Genomic DNA, 17562 nt, shown 5'->3' on the forward strand with positions numbered 1-17562 from the left:
GGTTGTCTTGAGGAGGTTGGTGGACATGGACAAGGACAATCTGATGCGGCAGGTGCGGTTGAGCTTCTTCGGCGGGTGAGTCGCTCTGGCTGGACGGGCTGTGGGAGATCGCGAAGCCGTTGATCCCGCCGTCGAAGGTGCGTCCGCAGGGTGGCGGGACGCAGGACACGCCTGATGAGACGCTGTTCGCCGTGATCGTCTACGTGCTGGTGAGCGGATGCGCCTGGCGGGCGCTGCCGCCTTGCTTCGGGATCTCGAAGTCGACGGCTCACCGCCGTTTCGTGATCTGGTCCAGGGCCGGTGTCTGGGGCCGGCTGCACGAGGCCGTCCTCGACAGGATCGATGAGTGCGGTCTGCTCGACCTGACCCGCGTGGTTCTCGACTCCGCCCACGTGAGGGCGAAAAGAGGGGCGAACTCACAGGTCCGTCGCCCGTGGACCGGGGTAAGCCCGGTTCCAAGATGCATGTCCTGTCCGACGCGAACGGACTGCCACTGGTCGTCGGCCTCTCCGCCGCCAACACCCATGACAGCCAGGGCCTGAAGCCCATGGTGGCCGGTCTCCAATCGAGACACGACCCCCACCGCGGCTGGAACCACAAGCCCCGCAAACTCCACGCCGACAAGGCCTACGACACACCTGAACTGCGGAAATGGCTCCGCGGGAAACGTATCGGCGTACGCATCGCCCGCAAAGGAATCGAGTCCAGTGAACGACTCGGACGCCGAAGGTGGGTCATCGAGCGGACCATGTCGTGGCTGACCGGCTACCGCAGACTCAACCACCGCTACGAACGCCACCCCCGCAACTACCTGACATTCCTCGGCCTCGCCGCCGCCCTCTGCAGCTACAAACGACTGCTCCGACTCACCACATAGGACACGGCCTTATGGCACAGGCATATCGACGGCGGCTCTCGGTCGGCTGGGACGGTCACACTGAACGTGCCGCCGGTTGCGCCCTGCACTTCGGTGGTCGGGGATCGGAGAGGCCGAGGTCCGACAGGACGCGGCGAGCCAGTTCGAAGGGCTGGTTGCGGGGCCCGTGAGGCACAGGGACGGCGGACCCGAAGCCGCGCTGTGCGGCGAGAGCTCTGGGTCCCACGAGGCCGGTGAGTCGGTGATACCGCCACAGAAGAGTCGGCCGGCGTGCATCGACGACAGGAGCAGCTTCCCGTGGCGGTGTACGTTGCGGTTCTTTTCGGTGAGGGACCCGCCCGAGCAGGGGCGGCAACTCGCTTGCGGTGCGCAGGGCATCCGTCTAGCCTGCGGGCAGGAATGGAGCCTGGGACAGTACCTGGGCCACCCCCGGTCATCTTGAGGTACGGAGCGTCGGAAAGCGCCCTCGCCACCACCTCCTTCCATACCACTACGCACCCCTCCTGTCCGGCGGTCGTCTGCCGGACAGGTGAAAGGCGTTCCTTTGACCATCTACTCTCAGCACGCCAACCGTGGGAAGACTCAGATCCTGGCGACCTATCAGGGGCCGGACGGTGTCGTATCCAAGACTGTGACGAGTCTTGGCGACTCTCGTCTAGCGGTTCCGATCGTCGATGCTCTCAATCGGATCTCCGCCTTCGCCACCGTCCCTGTCAGCGTCCACGACCGCCGCGAGCGACGTGTGGACTATTACCCACACCAGCACCTTGCGGCGCTGACGGACGCTACTGCCCAAGCCGCCCTGCTCAGCGGTGCCCACAGTCTGTGGTACGAGTACGTCTGCCTGCGGCTTCACCAGGCACTCGTCGATCTCGGAATTGCCTTGGTGGCTTTGCCTGACACGGTCAGCAGAGCGATCCGTGCCGAACTGGAAGTAGAAGCAAACGAGTTGCGTGTGGCGCTCGACGATTTCTCGGTGGCTTCCTCGGAGGATGAACCGGAAATCGAACGCCACTGGGAGTTCGGCCATCCTTTCGTGAAGGACGACGACGGACTGGACACCCTGAGCGACGAGACGCGCGAACAGTTCGACCGCCGAGAAGCAGGGTTCACGCGTGGTCAGCGGGAGAAGGCTGCCGCTGACCTCCGGGTGCTGGTCACGGCACACTCCCTGGGCGGTGGGATGTGGGCTTCACTGGATGACGCCGGCAGCGGGATCTTTGCGGAGCCGTATGACTCTGATGGTTTCTACATGACGGTCCACGTACCGGAACCTGGCGATGACGACGCCTCCTGGGAGGTCGAGGTCGGGCGTTGGGAGCCGGACGATCCCGACGAAGAGTACGGAGACCACACCAGTGCGACAGGCAGCCCCGTGATCGGCTGTGCTCTTCCGGTCGCACCGAGCGCCGACGAGATTGCCCACTTGTTGCAGTCCGTGGACGGGGAGCCGCTACTGCTTGCTGAGTGGGCCGAGGCGCCAGTGGGAGCGGTCCTCGCAGGTACGACGATGGTGGTGACCAAGCGCTACGACTCGTGATCGGGTGCCTGGCAAGGGCGTCGTGATGTCAGCGAGGTGGACCAGCCATGGCCGCCTTCTGCACGCCTCGCTGGTGCTCCAGCCGCCGTGGTCATCCCAGAGGGGGATGACCACGGCACCAGGCTGGTGCGCGTCGCAATCCGGATAGGCTGGGGTTGTCCTAACGGAGGTTGGTGGATACAAACACCAGCAATACCAACAGGCAGGTGCGGCTGTCATTCCTCGGGTAGGCCCGAGGAAGTCAGGACTGTAGGCGTGTTTTCCGGCCGCACCGAGTGAGAGGGCCCGTGAGGCTCTGGTCAGGGTGTGCGAGCGGCCCTGCGCCTCCACGGTGAGATAGGCCACGTTCCGCCCGTCGAGTACGAGGCAAACCACTACATGAAATCCACGAAACCCCAGGTCACAACGACAATCTGAGATCTCTGCCGAACCCGGGGCGGTCATGCTGTTCCCGATCCACGGGCTGGCCGACCGCGCGGCGCGGCGCGTGCTGGGCTCCCGCGGTGCCGGCATCGGCTCCCGCGCCGCTGAACCAAGTCCGTGTGCCGGCGCCGGCCTCAGGGCTGCTGTTCCTGGTCCACCTGCCGGGCATCCTCCGGTTGGGTCGGCCGACCTATCTGGCCGTTTCCGGGCAGGACCAACGGCCGTTCCCCCTGCGTGCTGTTCGCCACGGCCGTCCTGTTCCTGGCCAGCGGCGCCGGCTACGCGCTGCGCCGGTGGTGGGCACGGCGCCGGTAACCGGCCGCCTGCCTGGCACGCACCGTCCATTGCACGTACGCCGACGCTGCCACGTAACGGATCGCCCGGCCTCTGGTGCTTACTTCCCACGTGGATGGATAGCGTGTCCGACACCTTGATCCGCTTCGGAAGGGAGGAATAGCATCCGGCGCAATCGATCTGGGAGGGGTCGGAGTGCCGAACACAATACGCGTGAAGTCGGCGCTGATCGCAGCGCTGATACCGATAGTGGTGCTCGGAGTCGCCGCGCAGCCGGCGATGGGGCAGGTGCCCGTGCCACCGCCGGTCAAGACCTACGAGGGAGATCCCGGCCGGCTCGGCGACGCGGCGAGCTGGCGTTCCCCTGAGTTCAACCGGGACGCCGGCCTGGTGTCGATGGGAGCCGAATTCGCCTACGCCGCCAGCTACTCCGGCACCGGGATGAACATCGGTGTCGTCGACTCGGGCGTCTTCGCCGGGCACGTCCGGGAGCACGGAAGCCTGGACACGAACTACGCGGTCGGGGACCGCTACTTCTCAGTGGAGGCCCAGGGCGGCCGGACGGGCCCCACGCCGGGTTTCTACGACCCGGCGCTCAACGACAGCCACGGCACCCACGTCAGCGGGACCATCGGTGCGAGCCGCGACGGCGTCGGCGAGACGCAACCGGCCGGGCCGGATGCCAACATGCACGGCGTCGCGTTCAACAGCAACGTGTACATGGGCAACACGGGCAAGACGGACGGCGTGCTCTACGGTCTTCTGCCGGCGCACGCGACCGCCGTGCAGACGCCGGACGACGCCTACATCGGCAATGTCTACCGGGCCGTGAACTCCGCCAAGACGGCGAACGGCGAGCCCATCAGGATCATCACCAGCAGTTGGGGTAGCCAGCCCAACACGGAAAACTACAACACGTATGACACGCCGCCCGGCAGCCCGGCGGGCTTCGGTCTGAACACGGCATGGCGCCTCTGGTCCACTCCGGACGGCGTCGTCGACGCGAACGGCAGCGCCGCCCACTGGCTGAACGGTGCCATCGAGGCCGCGCGTACCGGCACGGTCATCCAGTTCACCGCCGGTAACAGCGGCTACGTGAACCCGTCGCCGCGAGGCGCCGCGCCGTACTTCATGCCCGAGCTGGAGGGCAGTTGGTACACGACGTCGGGGATCAACCCCACCCAGGGGCGCACGTTCAACCCTGACGGCTCCGTCCTGGTCCCCGGCCAGCAGACGTTCAACCAGTGCGGCGTCGCGAAGTGGTCCTGCGTGACGGCGCCGGCCAACAGTATCAACAGCACGACCGTGTCGGTCGTCAACGGCGTGCCCGAGCCCCGTTACGGCAGTTCGTCGGGGACGTCGATGGCCGGCCCGCACTCGGCGGCCGCACTGTCGTTGATCATGCAGCGCTTCCCGTACATGACCAACGAGCAGACGCTCTACACGATGTTCACCACCGGCCGGCAGAACAACACGATCAGTGACGCGGAGGGCAAGGCCGTGCTGAACCCCACCGGCGGCCAGACCGTGCAGGTGCCGGACAGCCGCAACGGCTGGGGCACGGTCAGCCTGCGGGAGGCCATGAACGGGCCGGGCCAGTTCCTGGGCCCGTTCGTCGTCGACACGCAGGGGCGCGACGACGTGTGGTCGAACGACATCTCGGACGTCGCGATCCGGGCCCGTCAGCAGGAGGACGCCGCCGAGGCGGCCGACTGGACGGCGACCAAGGCCGCCAAGGGCTGGACCAACGGCCCGCCGGCCGGCGCGAGCGACGCCGACAAGTCGGACTACGCCATCGGGGTCCGCCGTGAGCAGGCCCGCAAGGCCCGCGCCTACGAGGGCAGCCTCACGAAGCGTGGCGCCGGCACCCTGTTCCTCGCTGGCAGCGAGACCTGGCACGGGACGAGTACCGTCCTCGACGGCAAACTCTCGGTCGTCGGCTCGCACGCGAGCGCTATCGACGTGCGCGGCGGAACGCTCGGCGGCAGCGGCCCCGTGGGAGACAGCATCAACGTCAGCCACGGCGTGCTGCGGCCCGGTCTCACGGCCGACGAGGCCGCGCAGATCACCGGCGCTTCCGGCGCCGCAGGCGATGTCCTGAACGTCGCCGGGAACGCGACCATCGGCAAGCAGGGTCGCGTGGCCGTCACGATCTCCGGCGACCGGCACTACACGAGCGTCCGGGCGGCGGGGAACCTGGTGCTGAACGGTGAGCTGGGCCTGGACGTGCGGGGCAAGCTGACCCCGGGCACCGTGTTCACGATCATGAGCGGCAGCTCGCTCAAGGGCGCCTTCCACGCGCTGCCGGAGAACCGGGCCCTGAACGCGGGCGGTTACCTGTTCCGGGTGTCCTACAAGAACAACAGCATGACGCTGACCGTCATGCACGCGGTGTAAGTCGTAACCCGTCAACTCAACTCGGCTCAGGGCCGCGGGGCGCCGCCGACGGGACTACGGCTTGACCTGCGAGTACGTGTGCCTGCCCTCGGGGTCAACGCTGCTATGTGTTGGCCCCGAGGGCGTTTATGGCGTCAAGACAGGCTGGTCAGGTGCGGCCTCCGCACTACCTGCACGACTGCGGGCAGCACGGTGATCCTCCAAGCCGCTCCCCGAGTGCCGTTCTACGCAGACCTGGCCGACGGCGGGCGGCACCACCGCAGTTGGATGAAGGACTCACAGTCCGGGTCGGCGCCGTCGGGCTGGTGAGTGCTGCGAGGGCCGGATGGCTGCTGCGGTGGGCGTCGAGCCCGAGTGTGTCGATCGGCCCCCGGTGCCAAGGGCCGGTCGGGTACTCGGACGCCAGGAAAGGGATACCGAGCATCGACTCCATCCCGGCCTCGACTCGGCGCTGATGTCATCGCGGTCCACGAACTGCACGTCTGATTCGAGGCGGACGAAAGGGAAGCGGGCCCGGACGGAATCCGCGCACTGCCCGTGCGCGGAGGCCCGGCGCCCGTCGAGGACTCCGGACTCCGCCAGGGCGAAGGCGTCGCTGCTCCGACTGCTTCGGTCGCGCGTCTTTCGACGGTGGCGGCCGACGAAGTCCCGGGCCGAGGAGCACTCCGCTCCTGATGCCGCCGATGTCTCAGGTTCGCGGAGGTTCGATATGTCCCAAAGGTGGAGGCCTCAGTCGACAGGGAGAGGTGTTTTTGGCGCCGGAAGCGTTCGGGTGCGCAGTGCCCACCGGGTGAGCGGCCGGGTCGCCAGGCTGCAGAGCGCGAGGACGACGCCCAGTACCACCCAGCCGGGCTTGCCCCATTGGAGCCAGAGAGCGGTGAGCGCGACCGGTGACGCTGTACGTACCAAGCCATCAGCCAGGTTGAAGGCTCCCTGGTAATGCCCTTGGGCGTGTTCCGGGGCCAGCACGAAACTGATTTCGAACGCTCCTGAGGCCAGGCCGAGTTCACCCGGTGACAGCAGGAGCACGCCGACGAGCAGCGACCGTCGCGATGGCAAGGCCGGTGCTCACGCCCGACACACTCAGCCCGACGACGCGGGTGAAGAACAGCATGCTTCCGGCAAGATAGAGCCCGCTGCCGACGGTGGTGACGAAACTTGCGATCGTCAGGAAACGTACCGGGCCACGAAATACATCGGTCGTCATATGCGCCTCTGGGGGCGCCGTTGCTCTCCTGATGGCACGCGTCGCTTTCCTTGGAATCGGGTTCGGATGCCTGCTTTTCCGGGACAGGTTCCAGGTCAGTAGCGGCGACCCAGTTGCTCGCGCATGGCCGACAGGCACTCGGCCCGGTAGGCCTCCAGTCCCGGTACCGCCGCCCGCTTCCTGCGGTTGAACTCGCCGGTGTTCACCCAGGTGACGATCAGGTCCGCCAGGGACGGAATGCCGCCGTACCGTGCCGTCATCCCTTCGGTATGACCACTCAGCGGATAGAAGGCGGGCAGGAGCGAGGGAAGGCCGAACCGGACCATGTCGTTGATGTTGCCCGTGACACAGGTCTGGCCGCGCGTCTCGACGATGCCGTTACGCGTGAGGTGCTCGGAGACCGGAAGAATGAGGAAGTCAGCCCCTGCCAGGGTCCGGTCGAACTCCTCCTGAGGGACGTAACCCGGGTGATCTCGCAGTTCGACCGAGGGAGCGACCGCCTTCCTCGCGGCTTCCACGGCAGCCTTGGTGTTCTCAGTGGAGTGCTCTCCCAGAAACTCGACTCGCAGTCGCCTCGTCAGCCGTGGCGCGGCGATTTCCAGTGCGGACAGAACCTCGGCGTGGTCCCTGCCGGAATACATTCTCCCGGGGATACAGCACCGCACCTCGTCCCTCACGAACTCCGTGGGCGGATGCTGCGGGTAGGCGATGTTGATGGCGCGGCTCCGCAGAGGGTCGCCGGTCTTCCTGAGCCGGAGATCCGGGAGAAGGACACCTGCCGCGCCGTCGAGAACGAGCTTCGCGATGGCAGCGCTCGGCCGGTTGTCGTCTGACGAGGTGAACGTGTTGAGGTTGTGCACCAGGCAGTGCCAGTCGGGTGTCCTCGCGCTCGCGTCGGAGAGCAGGCCGCCCAGGGAATCGACCGGGGTGATGATGAACAGGTGGTCCTGCGAGGCGATCGAGGACGTGCACTTCTCCAGGAATTCCGCATACGGCAGACCCGGGGGACACACCTTCCACTCGACATCCGGGGATTCGGCGGCCTCCGAGGATTCGGCACAGAACGAATTGGTGTAGACGGTCGGGCTCGCCCCGACATCGATGGCTTGCCGTATGAGACTGTCGAGGACCTCGCTGTGTGCGCTGAGCTCGATCAGACCGGTCTTCATCTGGTTGTCTCCGTCAACGGTGATCGCCCTGCGGGGTCAGGGCCTTCGAGAGGAACTGACCCCGTGGTACAGGCCCGGGGAGCAGGGACAGCCTGCCTGTCATGCCGCAGGCCGGGCCAGGATTCCTGGCGGTGCTCACGCCAGCGGAAGATTCTCCTCCAGAAGGATGCCTTCCTCGACCAGCAGCCGTAGCAGTGGGGCGATGTCTTCGGCCAGGTCGAATTCGGGGGCCCAACTGCCGGCTTCCGCCAGGGTGAACGACGTGCGGCGGAAAAGATTGTCGATGAGTTCTGCGGGAGCGCCGTCGAGCGTGATCTTCCTCGCGCCGAACTGGATACGGTGCTGTTCGGCCTCTGCATCGTAATCAACCTTGACGGGGTTGAATTGTGCTTGCCGTAGACGTGTGTCGCCGTTCGTCGAGAGGGGATGGAACCCGGACTGGCTCGGGAGGCTGACCTCCCGGTGACGGCTGTCCTGGGTTGTCAGATGATGGGCGAGGTACGCCTTCACCAACTGCTCGTCGTCGGCCCACGCGGCGAGCCTGCCCATCAGTTGGCGGACGTGGTCGGCGAGCTGGGTCGTATCGCCTCCGATGACGGGCGGGAGATTGCGGCGCCACTCCTCCTCGTCCATCAGCTCGTCCGCAAGCCACTTCAGCCAGTAGACGCCGGTGCGGCACGTCACTCCCAGCGTCAGGTGCAATGAGGGTTCGTCACCGGCCACCGCGTAGTGCCAGTGGCCCCGTGGAATGTAGAGCACGTCCCCCGGATGGAGTTCGGTCTCGATGTACGGGGGCCCCTTGGGTTCGCCTGTGTCGGCGGAGACGTTGTTGTATTTGTCGAGCGGGTATTTGTACGTCTCCTCGGAGACGACCCAGCGCTTCGTCCCCTCGATCTGCAGGATGAAGACCTCATGGTCGTCGTGGTGTTGGTCGAACCCCTGCTGCTCAGGCCAGGAGCAGTACATGTTTACCTGGCTCCGGTGGCCGGTCGCACGCTCGATCCCCGTTGCCAGTTCGGCGATTGCGGGCAGCCGCGCCTGCAACTGGTTGATGATGAGGGTGTAGCCGTCCTGGCAGTGCTTGATCCACTCCTCGGGCGTCTCGGGCTTGTCGTAGATCTTTCTGCCTATTGCCGCCAGACGGATTTCTTCGCCGAACCGGAGGCGATGGAAATTGAGAAGGTGGTTGAGCTGATCCCATGAGAAGAGCGGACGGAAACGGTCCCGGTCCTGCCCGCGTAAGACGACGCCCCGGGTTGTCCAGTTCTCGCGAAGGAATTGATCGAGGGGTATCGGGTCAAGCAGGGATTCGAGATCGAACACGCTATTCCTCACAGATTCAAGGGGAGTGCCCGGTGGCTCCAGGAGCCACCGGGCGGCTCAGGACAGCGACTTGCCCCCTGCCCTTACACGTCCTTCTGGTCGACTTCGAGGTTCGGCACGCTCTTGACCTGGGCCGTCTTCACCGTCTCTACGGAGAATCCGATACTCTTCGGCCGGCGGGCCGAGCGAGACTCGCTCTTGGGTGCTGCGACAACCTTGGCCATCGATGACTCCTCGGCTGGGGAACTTGCCCTTTCATTCCTACTACTTGCTGTCCATAACTGCGGGTAAACGTGTGAAAGATCATTGAGCGATGTATTGAGCCATAGTTTCCGGAGCACTTGCCCAACGTTGGCGACTGTGCACTGTGAGGGGCGGGCCGCTGATCGTTTCAGGAGGCGGTGCGTATCTGCCTCAAGCAGATAATGGCGCAGGTGAGTTCGAGGAGTTCCTGGTGGAGATCGGTGCGTATCTCGTAGCGGATGCGTAGACGCTTGAACCGAGAGGCCAGGTCAAGGTGTGCTCGACGACCCAGCGGGTCTTGCCCGGGCCGGAGCCGTGCGGGGCGCCGCGGCGGGCGATCTGGTCACACTTCCACGGACGCGGTCAGGCCCCCGCCCGCCGCTCCCACTGCCAACGCCGAGGCCACAACCCTCCGATGCGGTTGCAGCACGGGTCGATGCCGGGAATGCCGCGGTCCTCGGACATGGCGCGTCTCCTCCGCCGGGCGGCACATCCATCGTCGCTCCTTTCAACCCGCACCGCACATGACCGCCCTTCCGCGTGACCGGTGGCCGCCGCAGGCCGAGCGGGCAGCGGCTGTCCGAGCGCTTCGCGGGGCGCCGGGCGACACTGGAGAGGTCCCGGCAACGCAGTCGGCCGGGCGCCGGCGGGGAGACACCGGCCGGTTCCACAGGAGCAGTGGTGGGGCTGATGAGTACGAGCAGCGGCATGCGGATTCCGATCGAGTCCGGCGCGGACACGGACACGACCGATCCCTATCGGCGGATGGCTCAGACCTTCCCCCGGCTCACCGACGAGCAGGGGGCCCGCGCCCGCTGCTTCGGGCAGGTCGAGGAGCTCCGCGCCGGAACCGTACTGTTCCGGCGCGGAGACCGGAGCGCGGACTTCTTCGTCGTTCTGGAGGGCAGCATCGAGGTCTACCACGAAGCCCCGGACGGCACATGCCAGGTCATCACGGTGCACGGCCCCCAGCAGTTCACCGGCGAGCTGGACCTGTTCAACGACCGGAAGACCCTGCTCAACGGCCGGATGGGAGAGGACGGACAAGTGGTACGCCTGCACCGGCCGGAGTTCCGCCGGCTCCTGGCGGCGGCACCAGACATCTCCGAGACCGTGATGCGCGCCCTCATCCTGCGCCGCCTGGGCCTGATCCAACACGGTCAGGCCACCGTGCTGGTCGCCGGCCCGCCCACCACCGCCGACACCCTGCGGGTGCTTCGGTTCCTCGAGCGCAACGGCTACCCCGTCACCGCCATCGACCCTGCCGCAGGCCCAAGCGCTCGCGAGCTGCTCAGCCGCTACGGACTGGGTGGCCGCCGGACCTGGCCGGTGGTGGTCTACCGGCCCGACCGGTTCCTGGAGAACCCCACCAACCGGGAACTGGCACACCACCTGGGCCTGGCCGAGGAACTGGACCCGGCCTCGGTGTTCGACCTGGCCGTGGTCGGCGCCGGTCCGGCCGGACTGGCCGCCGCCGTCTACGCAGCCTCCGAAGGGCTGCGCACCGTGGTACTGGAAGCTGAGGCACCGGGTGGCCAGGCCGGCACCTCGTCCATGATCGAAAACTATCTGGGGTTTCCCATCGGGGTGACCGGCCAGGCACTGGCCGGTCGCGCCCAGGTCCAGGCTCAGAAGTTCGGCGCCCGCATCGTTCTGCCACGCCTCGTGGCGGGTCTGGACTGCAGTCAGCGGCCCTACACGATCACGCTGGAGGACGGCGACCGCTTGCGGGCCCGGACGGTCGTCGTGGCCACCGGCGCGCGCTACCGCCGACTGGACCTGCCCGGCCGGGCACGGTTCGAGGGCAACGGCATCCACTACGCCGCCACCCTCATGGAGGCCGGCCTGTGCGAAGGCGAGGACGTCGTGGTCGTCGGCGGAGCCAACTCCGCAGGTCAGGCCGCAGTCTTCCTCTCCCGGCACGCTCGGCAGGTCCACATGCTCATTCGCGGCCCGGGCCTGTCCGAGAGCATGTCCCGCTACCTGGAGGACCGCATCGAAGCCTCCGACCGCATCCTTGTGCACCCGCACACCGAGCTCACCGGCCTCGACGGCGACGAGCACCTCAGCCGGGTGCGATGGGCCGACAACCAAACCGGTGCCATGGAGACCCGCACGATCGCCAACGTCTTCCTGATGCTCGGCGCCATCCCCAATACTGAGTGGCTGCGCGGGTGCGTGGAGACCGACCACAGGGGTTTCGTGCGCGTCGGCACTGACGTCACCGACCGCCGGATGTATGCCGACGATGCTCAGCCGGCCGGACTGGAGACCAGTCTGCCCGGCGTCTTCGCAGTCGGCGACGTCCGCGCGGGGTCGGTCAAACGCGTCGCCTCCGCCGTCGGCGAAGGCTCCGTCGTCGTCTCCGCCGTCCACCACGCCCTCGCCGACTACAGCGCCTGAGGATCAGGTCGCCGGTGGCGCCGGGCGGGGCGGGACGCCGTGGTCGGCGGCGGGCTCAGGGCAGGATGGAGTCGACGTAGCCGCCGTCGACGCGCACGGCGCCGCCGGTGGTGGCGGAGGCGAAGGGTGAGGCGAGGTAGACGACCAGGTTGGCGATCTCCTCGGGCTCGATGAGGCGCTGCAGCAGGGACTGGGGGCGGTACTTGACCATGAACTCGTGCTGTGCCGCGTCCCAGGGCAGCTCGTCGCCGACGAGCTCGCGGACGAATGCTTCGACGCCACCGGTGTGGGTCGGTCCGGCGATGACGGAGTTGACGGTGACGCCGGTGCCCGCGGCGTCCTTGGCGAACCCGCGGCTGACGGCGAGCAGCGAGGTCTTCGTCATGCCGTAGTGGATCATTTCGGCGGGGATGGCCACGGCCGAGTCGCTGGCGAGGTTGAGGACGCGCCCCCAGCCCTGTTCCTTCATGCCGGGCAGGTAGGCGCGGATGAGTCGGACGGCGGAGAGGACGTTGACTTCGAAGTAGCGGCGCCACTCGGCGTCGTCGATCTCCAGCGGAGGCGTGGAGCCGAAGATGCCGAGGTTGTTGACGAGGATGTCGACCGTCGGCACGGTCTCCAGGACGGCGGCGGTGCCCTGCTCCGTCGCCAGGTCGCCCACGGCGCCGGTGACGTCGTCGCTGCCGGATTCGGCGCGCACGGTGCGGACGGCGTCCGCGACGCGCTCCTCGCCACGGCCGTTGACGACGGCGCGGGCGCCCGCGCGGGCGAGGCCGGTGGCGATGGCCTTGCCGATGCCCTGGGTGGAGCCGGTGACCAGAGCGGTCCGGCCGGAGAGATCGATCTGCACGATGCGTTCCCCTCGTCGAGGCTGTGGAGCTGCTGCGGCGACGTCGGTGCCCCGGAGCGTCCGTCCGCGGTGGACGGGCGCTCCGCGGACGGTCAAGGTCAGTTGAGGGTGTCGGGGTCCGGGCCGGTGCGCAGGCCCCGGTCGAGGCCCGCGAGGGCGGCCATGTGGGGGTCGGTGAGCTCGAAGCCGAAGACGTCGAGGTTCTGCCGGATGCGGTCGGGGCGACGGATTTGGGATCACGATGTTGCTGCTCCGCAGGTGCCGGCGCAACACGACCTGCGCCGGGGTTACGACCTCGCCCGCGATTGTCAGCGGCGTCGCGGTGTCCGGGACCTCCGCCTCCGGCGTTGTCGTCAGTCGCCGACGCTCCTTCCCCAAGCTCTCGGCTGCGTTCGAGCAGGGGAGGCCCCATCCGACTCCCTCCTCCGCCTTGGATTCGAAGGCCCCGGACACCGCTCCTTCTCCCACTGACAATCGTGGGCGAGGCCGTTACGCCATACGCCTCGGCGATTCCCACGCTCGCCTCGTCCCCGAGGACCGCGCCCTGGGCCAGGGGACTCCATGCCTCGGTGGCGATACCGTGCTGGACAAGCCGGCCCGGCAGTTCGACTGAGCGACGTCGAACTGCGCGATGAGGGGGAGGCCCGGTGGCGGGAGGGACGCGAGCAGCTCGACACCGATTTATTCCGGGCCTGTTCTTTGCGGAAATAAATCGAGATAATCCGAGTCGAGAGGTACGGTTGACTTTCTTCGGGCAAAGAAAGGGTCGTGACGGTCGGGCTCGTCACTGGAGAGGATGAGCTCTCGTTGGTCGCAGCTTGAGTAATCCGAAAATTCACCTTCCGTATGTATTCGATTTGTCGTCGGATGGCATATTGATCCGGTGCTGCCGAGAGGCTGAAGCTTTACGTTACGGGTGAAAGTAGTTCGGATGTCTCTGGCGTGCTAGACTTGTTTGTAGTTGCAGTTGTGGTTCCCGAAACTTCAAATGCCTTGACGGCTATATGTCGTCGGGCATTTTCGTATCTCCGGTGCTTATCCGGACGGGGTTCATTGTGGCAACGCAGGGGTTCGCACGGCGTGGGCCCGCGGGCACTGCCCCCAAGGAGATGTGACATGGCTACTGGCACCGTCAAGTGGTTCAACTCGGAAAAGGGCTTCGGCTTCATAGAGCAGGACGGCGGCGGCCCGGATGTCTTCGCCCACTACTCAAACATCGCCACGCAGGGCTTCCGTGAGCTTCAGGAAGGCCAGAAGGTGAATTTCGACGTCGTGCAGGGTCAGAAGGGTCCGCAGGCGGAGAACATCACTCCCGCCTGACGTCGAAGCGTATGAGATGGTTGGGGCCCCAACCATACATCGGGGCCCCGACTTTCTGCATCCCGGTGGAATTCTTTTAGTCTCACATCCGGCTCGTTCTTGCAATTCATCCGGCTCATCCTGTCGGGAATTCCTCGATGCGCGCCCTGTCGAGGAAGGTTCTCCGTGAGCCGTTCAGCTCGCACGAACGACCGTTTCCGCCCACAGGACCAGAGGCGCCCTGGCGCCGGTCCAGGCGATACCGGGCGCCGCTCCTTCGCGCCACAGGGGGAGTTCGCGCTGCCGGTCACCGTCACCCCGGCCCTCCCCGCGGCGGCGACCTTCGGCGAACTGGACATGCCAGTCGAGTTGCTGAAGATGCTCACCAGCCTCGGCCTGAACGAGCCGTTCCCGATCCAGGCCGCCACGTTGCCGAACTCCCTCGCAGGGCGTGACGTCCTGGGCCGCGGACGCACCGGATCGGGCAAGACGCTCGCCTTCGGTCTGGCGCTCCTCGTGCGCACGGCCGGGCAGTGTGCCGAGTCGCGGAAGCCACTGGCCCTGATCCTCGTCCCCACGCGCGAGCTGGCCCAGCAGGTCACCGATGCGCTCGCCCCGTACGCCCGGTTGCTGAAGCTGCGGCTGGCCACTGTGGTCGGCGGCATGTCGATCGGCAGGCAGGCCGGCGCACTGCGTGCCGGGGCCGAGGTGGTCGTTGCGACTCCTGGCCGCCTCGCGGATCTCATCGAGCGCAAGGGCTGCCGCCTGGACCGGGTGAACATCACCGTCCTGGACGAGGCCGACCAGATGGCGGACATGGGCTTCATGCCGCAGGTCACCGAATTGCTGGACCAGGTACGTCCAGGCGGCCAACGCATGCTGTTCTCGGCCACGCTGGACCGCAACATCGACCTTCTTGTCCGTCGTTACCTCCATGACCCGGTGGTCCATTCGGTCGACCCGTCGGCGGGTGCGGTCACCACGATGGAGCATCACGTGCTGCAGGTGCACGGCGCCGACAAGTACGCCACCGCCACCGAGATCGCTGCCCGCGACGGGCGCGTGATCATGTTCCTGGACACCAAGCATGCTGTCGACCAGTTCACCAAGCACCTGTTGAGCAGCGGCGTGAAGGCCGCGGCGCTGCACGGCGGCAAGTCGCAGCCCCAGCGCACCCGCACCCTGGCACAGTTCAAGACCGGCGACGTCACGGCGCTTGTGGCCACCAACGTCGCGGCTCGGGGCATCCACATTGACGACCTCGATCTCGTCGTCAACGTCGACCCGCCCGGCGACCACAAGGACTACCTGCACCGCGGCGGCCGTACAGCCCGCGCCGGCGCGTCCGGCAGTGTCGTCACGCTGGTCCTCCCCGGCCAGCGCCGGGACATGGCCCGTCTCATGTCCGACGCGGGCATCAGGCCGCGGATCACGCAGGTCCGCTCCGGCGAGGCCGAGCTGAGCCGCATCACTGGCGCCCAGGCTCCCTCCGGTGTCCCCGTCGGTGGCAGCGGGCCGGTCGCGGAGCGCACGAAGCGCGGCGGCGCCCCCTTCCGCGGTCTGGGCGCCCGCCCGGGGCGGGCCGGCGGCGGTGGCGAGTCTCGCCGGTCTGCCGAGGCCCGCCAGATTGCCGAGGCCCGCAAGGCTGCCCGGGTCCGTCGTGGCGCATAGCTCGGCAACGGTGCCCTCGTAGGCTGTGTGCGTGACTCAAGCCGGCTTGCGCCACTCGGAGATGTGCTTCGCGGAGTCCTGGGTGAACGGCGCCCCGTCCCGTTCCGCGACGCGCCGTTCCAGTTCGAGCCCCGCGATCCGTGCCATCAGGTCGAGCTCCGCCGGCCACGCGTACTGGTGCCGGGAACTGCCGCGGCGGTAGCGGCTGTCGCCGCCGTCACGGGTGAGGCGGTGTGAGACGAGAACCTGTTCGGCGTCGTATCCCGAGACGGCCGTCCTGTTTGCGCGCGAGGACCGGTCGATCTCGGCCCAGGTCGATCCCGCCGCGCTCCCGGATGCCGCGCCGGCTCTTCTCGGCACAGGGGCGGGACCGTGGGCGTGGGCACGGCTGTTCGCCGCGGATGGGGATGTGGAGCGCCGGGTGAAGCTTGCGACCTGTCGGGGGCTGCCGCCCGACGTGGTGGAAACGCTCATCGGCGACCGGGACGTCGAAGTCGTCGCGAAACGGGAGCTCATGGGGCGGCACTCTGGGTAGTTTCCCGGCCACTAGAGTTCGCGATCACGGACGCAGTCGACCTGGACCACCGCCACCGCACCTACGACGGCTGGATACCACCCGCCGTTGCTGCGGCTCTCCACGAGCATGGCTTTGACGGCATAGTTCGCGACGCCGCAACTCGCGGTGACTGGTTCTGCGCCCACCAACTCTCCGAAGCCGCCGTGGCCGACGGTGGATCCGGCGGGCAGGTCGAGGCGTTGGCGCTCCTGGAACCGTTCGCCTCCACCGGATGGTGGCCGGCTGTCCGCACCGTCGGTCGGCTGCTCGCCGACTGGGAGCGGCTCGACGAAGCCGCCGAACTGTTGCGTCCGCACGCCGACACCGGTCACCGGGAGGCCGTGCGCGAGTTTGCGCGCCTGGTGGCTCGGCAGGGTCACATCGACACGGTCGTCGCGCTGCTCGGCCCCCTGACCGCCGACGGCTCGCTTGCCGAGGTACTGGTGGAACTCACCGCGGGCCAGGGCCGTGACGAGGAGATTGCCGCCCTGATCCCACCCGTCGGCGTAGGTCCGACGGTCCCGTTCGAGCCGTGGGCGACGGACGCCTGGAACACCGTCCCCCTGCATACCACGCTCCTGGAACGCCAGGGCCGCGTCGAGGAGGCGGCAGCACTGCTCAGGAGATACGTGAGCGTCGACGGCAAGGTGTTCGCCGGGCACGCCCAGCAACTCGCCACTCTTCTGGCCCGGTATGGACGCGAGGCGGAGCTGCGCTCGACGAGGACGGGGAGGAGTACGCCCGGACCGCGCTCGCCCGCTTGCTGGAGGAACAGGGCCGGACTGTGACCAGGTCAGCACTTGCCAGCAGTGCTCGTACCAGGCATCGCCGGCGGTGGTCCGGTCCACAGCGTGGGTGACCAGATGCGCGGTGGCACTCTCCCAGGTGTCCTGGCGGTCCTCGGGAGGCAGATCGCCCAGCGGATAGCGGTCGAACCGCTCGGCGAGGTCCTCGGGACACTCCCGCCACTCGCACAGAGCGGAGGCGACGCGGGCGAGCGTCCTACGAGGCTCGGTGATCGAGTGTGCCGCGCAGCACCAGTTGCCGACCGGGCCGCCACCGATGTCTCCCTCGTCATGAGCCCAGCGCCGGCCGAGGACTCATGGGTCGACCGACCGATCCGCCGTCAGTTGGAGGTGAGCCGTGGACCCGGATACGTTTAGGGTTGCCTCAACGAAGGTTGGTGGATACAAACACCAGTAATACCAACCGCAACGGAAGATTTCAAGTCCAGTGAGACGGTCGTGACGCTATGAGGTTTGTGGTGTGGGTTCCCTGCGCTTGGCTGGGTCGTTGATCCATGCGGTCTG

General features: G+C 67.2%; 12 protein-coding genes and 4 pseudogenes. 7 read left to right on the forward strand and 9 right to left on the reverse strand.

From position 1 onward, the window contains the following. Positions 1-89 precede the first annotated feature (89 nt). The 3 genes from ACZ68L_RS33695 to ACZ68L_RS33705 all read left to right on the forward strand — a co-directional run bounded on the left by ACZ68L_RS33695 (position 90) and on the right by ACZ68L_RS33705 (position 5531). Positions 90-877, forward strand: a protein-coding gene (locus ACZ68L_RS33695; RefSeq protein WP_469584815.1) for an IS5 family transposase whose coding sequence is annotated in 2 segments (ribosomal slippage) — positions 90-408 and positions 408-877 — 789 coding nt in all. Because the reading frame shifts where the segments join, the coding sequence is not laid out codon by codon here. Positions 878-1421: 544 nt separating this feature from the next. Then, a complete protein-coding gene (locus ACZ68L_RS33700; RefSeq protein WP_469584782.1) occupies positions 1422-2417 on the forward strand; it encodes a hypothetical protein in 996 nt (331 codons plus the stop codon). 912 nt (positions 2418-3329) lie between these two features. Then, positions 3330-5531 carry a S8 family serine peptidase gene (locus ACZ68L_RS33705; RefSeq protein ID WP_469584785.1) on the forward strand — a complete coding sequence of 734 codons (2202 nt, stop codon included), beginning with the start codon at positions 3330-3332 and terminating at the stop codon, positions 5529-5531. Between the two features lie 453 nt (positions 5532-5984). Here ACZ68L_RS33705 and ACZ68L_RS33710 read toward each other — a convergent pair. From ACZ68L_RS33710 to ACZ68L_RS33730, 5 genes and pseudogenes are all read right to left on the reverse strand, one after another. After that, positions 5985-6128, reverse strand: a pseudogene (locus tag ACZ68L_RS33710) (AraC family transcriptional regulator); the annotation flags it as partial. 409 nt (positions 6129-6537) lie between these two features. Further along, on the reverse strand, positions 6538-6738 hold the full coding sequence (locus ACZ68L_RS33715) for a hypothetical protein (protein WP_469584787.1): 201 nt from the start codon (positions 6736-6738) through the stop codon (positions 6538-6540). Positions 6739-6833: 95 nt separating this feature from the next. After that, entirely contained in the window at positions 6834-7907 is a 1074-nt protein-coding gene (locus ACZ68L_RS33720; protein ID WP_469584789.1) for a hypothetical protein, read from the reverse strand. Positions 7908-8042: 135 nt separating this feature from the next. Further along, positions 8043-9230, reverse strand: coding sequence for a cupin domain-containing protein (locus tag ACZ68L_RS33725; RefSeq protein WP_469584791.1), 1188 nt, complete (start codon positions 9228-9230; stop codon positions 8043-8045). Between the two features lie 83 nt (positions 9231-9313). Further along, positions 9314-9454, reverse strand: coding sequence for a hypothetical protein (locus tag ACZ68L_RS33730; RefSeq protein ID WP_469584793.1), 141 nt, complete (start codon positions 9452-9454; stop codon positions 9314-9316). A gap of 709 nt (positions 9455-10163) precedes the next feature. On the opposite strand from ACZ68L_RS33730, the gene ACZ68L_RS33735 reads away from it, so the two are divergent. Further along, positions 10164-11876 carry an FAD-dependent oxidoreductase gene (locus ACZ68L_RS33735; protein WP_469584796.1) on the forward strand — a complete coding sequence of 571 codons (1713 nt, stop codon included), beginning with the start codon at positions 10164-10166 and terminating at the stop codon, positions 11874-11876. A gap of 55 nt (positions 11877-11931) precedes the next feature. On the opposite strand, the gene ACZ68L_RS33740 is transcribed toward ACZ68L_RS33735, so the two are convergent. The 3 genes and pseudogenes from ACZ68L_RS33740 to ACZ68L_RS33750 form a co-directional block, all read right to left on the reverse strand. Further along, positions 11932-12726: an SDR family NAD(P)-dependent oxidoreductase gene (locus ACZ68L_RS33740; RefSeq protein WP_469584798.1), complete on the reverse strand. Its 795-nt coding sequence runs from the start codon at positions 12724-12726 to the stop codon at positions 11932-11934. Between the two features lie 98 nt (positions 12727-12824). Continuing rightward, a pseudogene (locus tag ACZ68L_RS33745) lies at positions 12825-13014 on the reverse strand (aldo/keto reductase); the annotation flags it as partial. Positions 13015-13222: 208 nt separating this feature from the next. Further along, positions 13223-13312 (reverse strand): annotated as a pseudogene (locus ACZ68L_RS33750) (aldo/keto reductase); the annotation flags it as partial. Positions 13313-13842: 530 nt separating this feature from the next. Between ACZ68L_RS33750 and ACZ68L_RS33755 the strand changes: the two are divergent. Beyond that, positions 13843-14046: a cold-shock protein gene (locus tag ACZ68L_RS33755; protein ID WP_361458513.1), complete on the forward strand. Its 204-nt coding sequence runs from the start codon at positions 13843-13845 to the stop codon at positions 14044-14046. Positions 14047-14211: 165 nt separating this feature from the next. Next, positions 14212-15696: a DEAD/DEAH box helicase gene (locus ACZ68L_RS33760; protein WP_469584802.1), complete on the forward strand. Its 1485-nt coding sequence runs from the start codon at positions 14212-14214 to the stop codon at positions 15694-15696. A 36-nt stretch (positions 15697-15732) separates the two neighbouring features. Here the strand turns inward: ACZ68L_RS33760 and ACZ68L_RS33765 are convergent. After that, positions 15733-15948 (reverse strand): annotated as a pseudogene (locus ACZ68L_RS33765) (SAM-dependent methyltransferase); the annotation flags it as partial. A gap of 468 nt (positions 15949-16416) precedes the next feature. Here ACZ68L_RS33765 and ACZ68L_RS33770 point away from each other — a divergent pair. Continuing rightward, entirely contained in the window at positions 16417-17040 is a 624-nt protein-coding gene (locus ACZ68L_RS33770) for a hypothetical protein (RefSeq protein WP_469584805.1), read from the forward strand. Positions 17041-17562 lie beyond the last annotated feature (522 nt).

It is taken from the genome of Streptomyces sp. NPDC104309 (genome assembly GCF_055584025.1).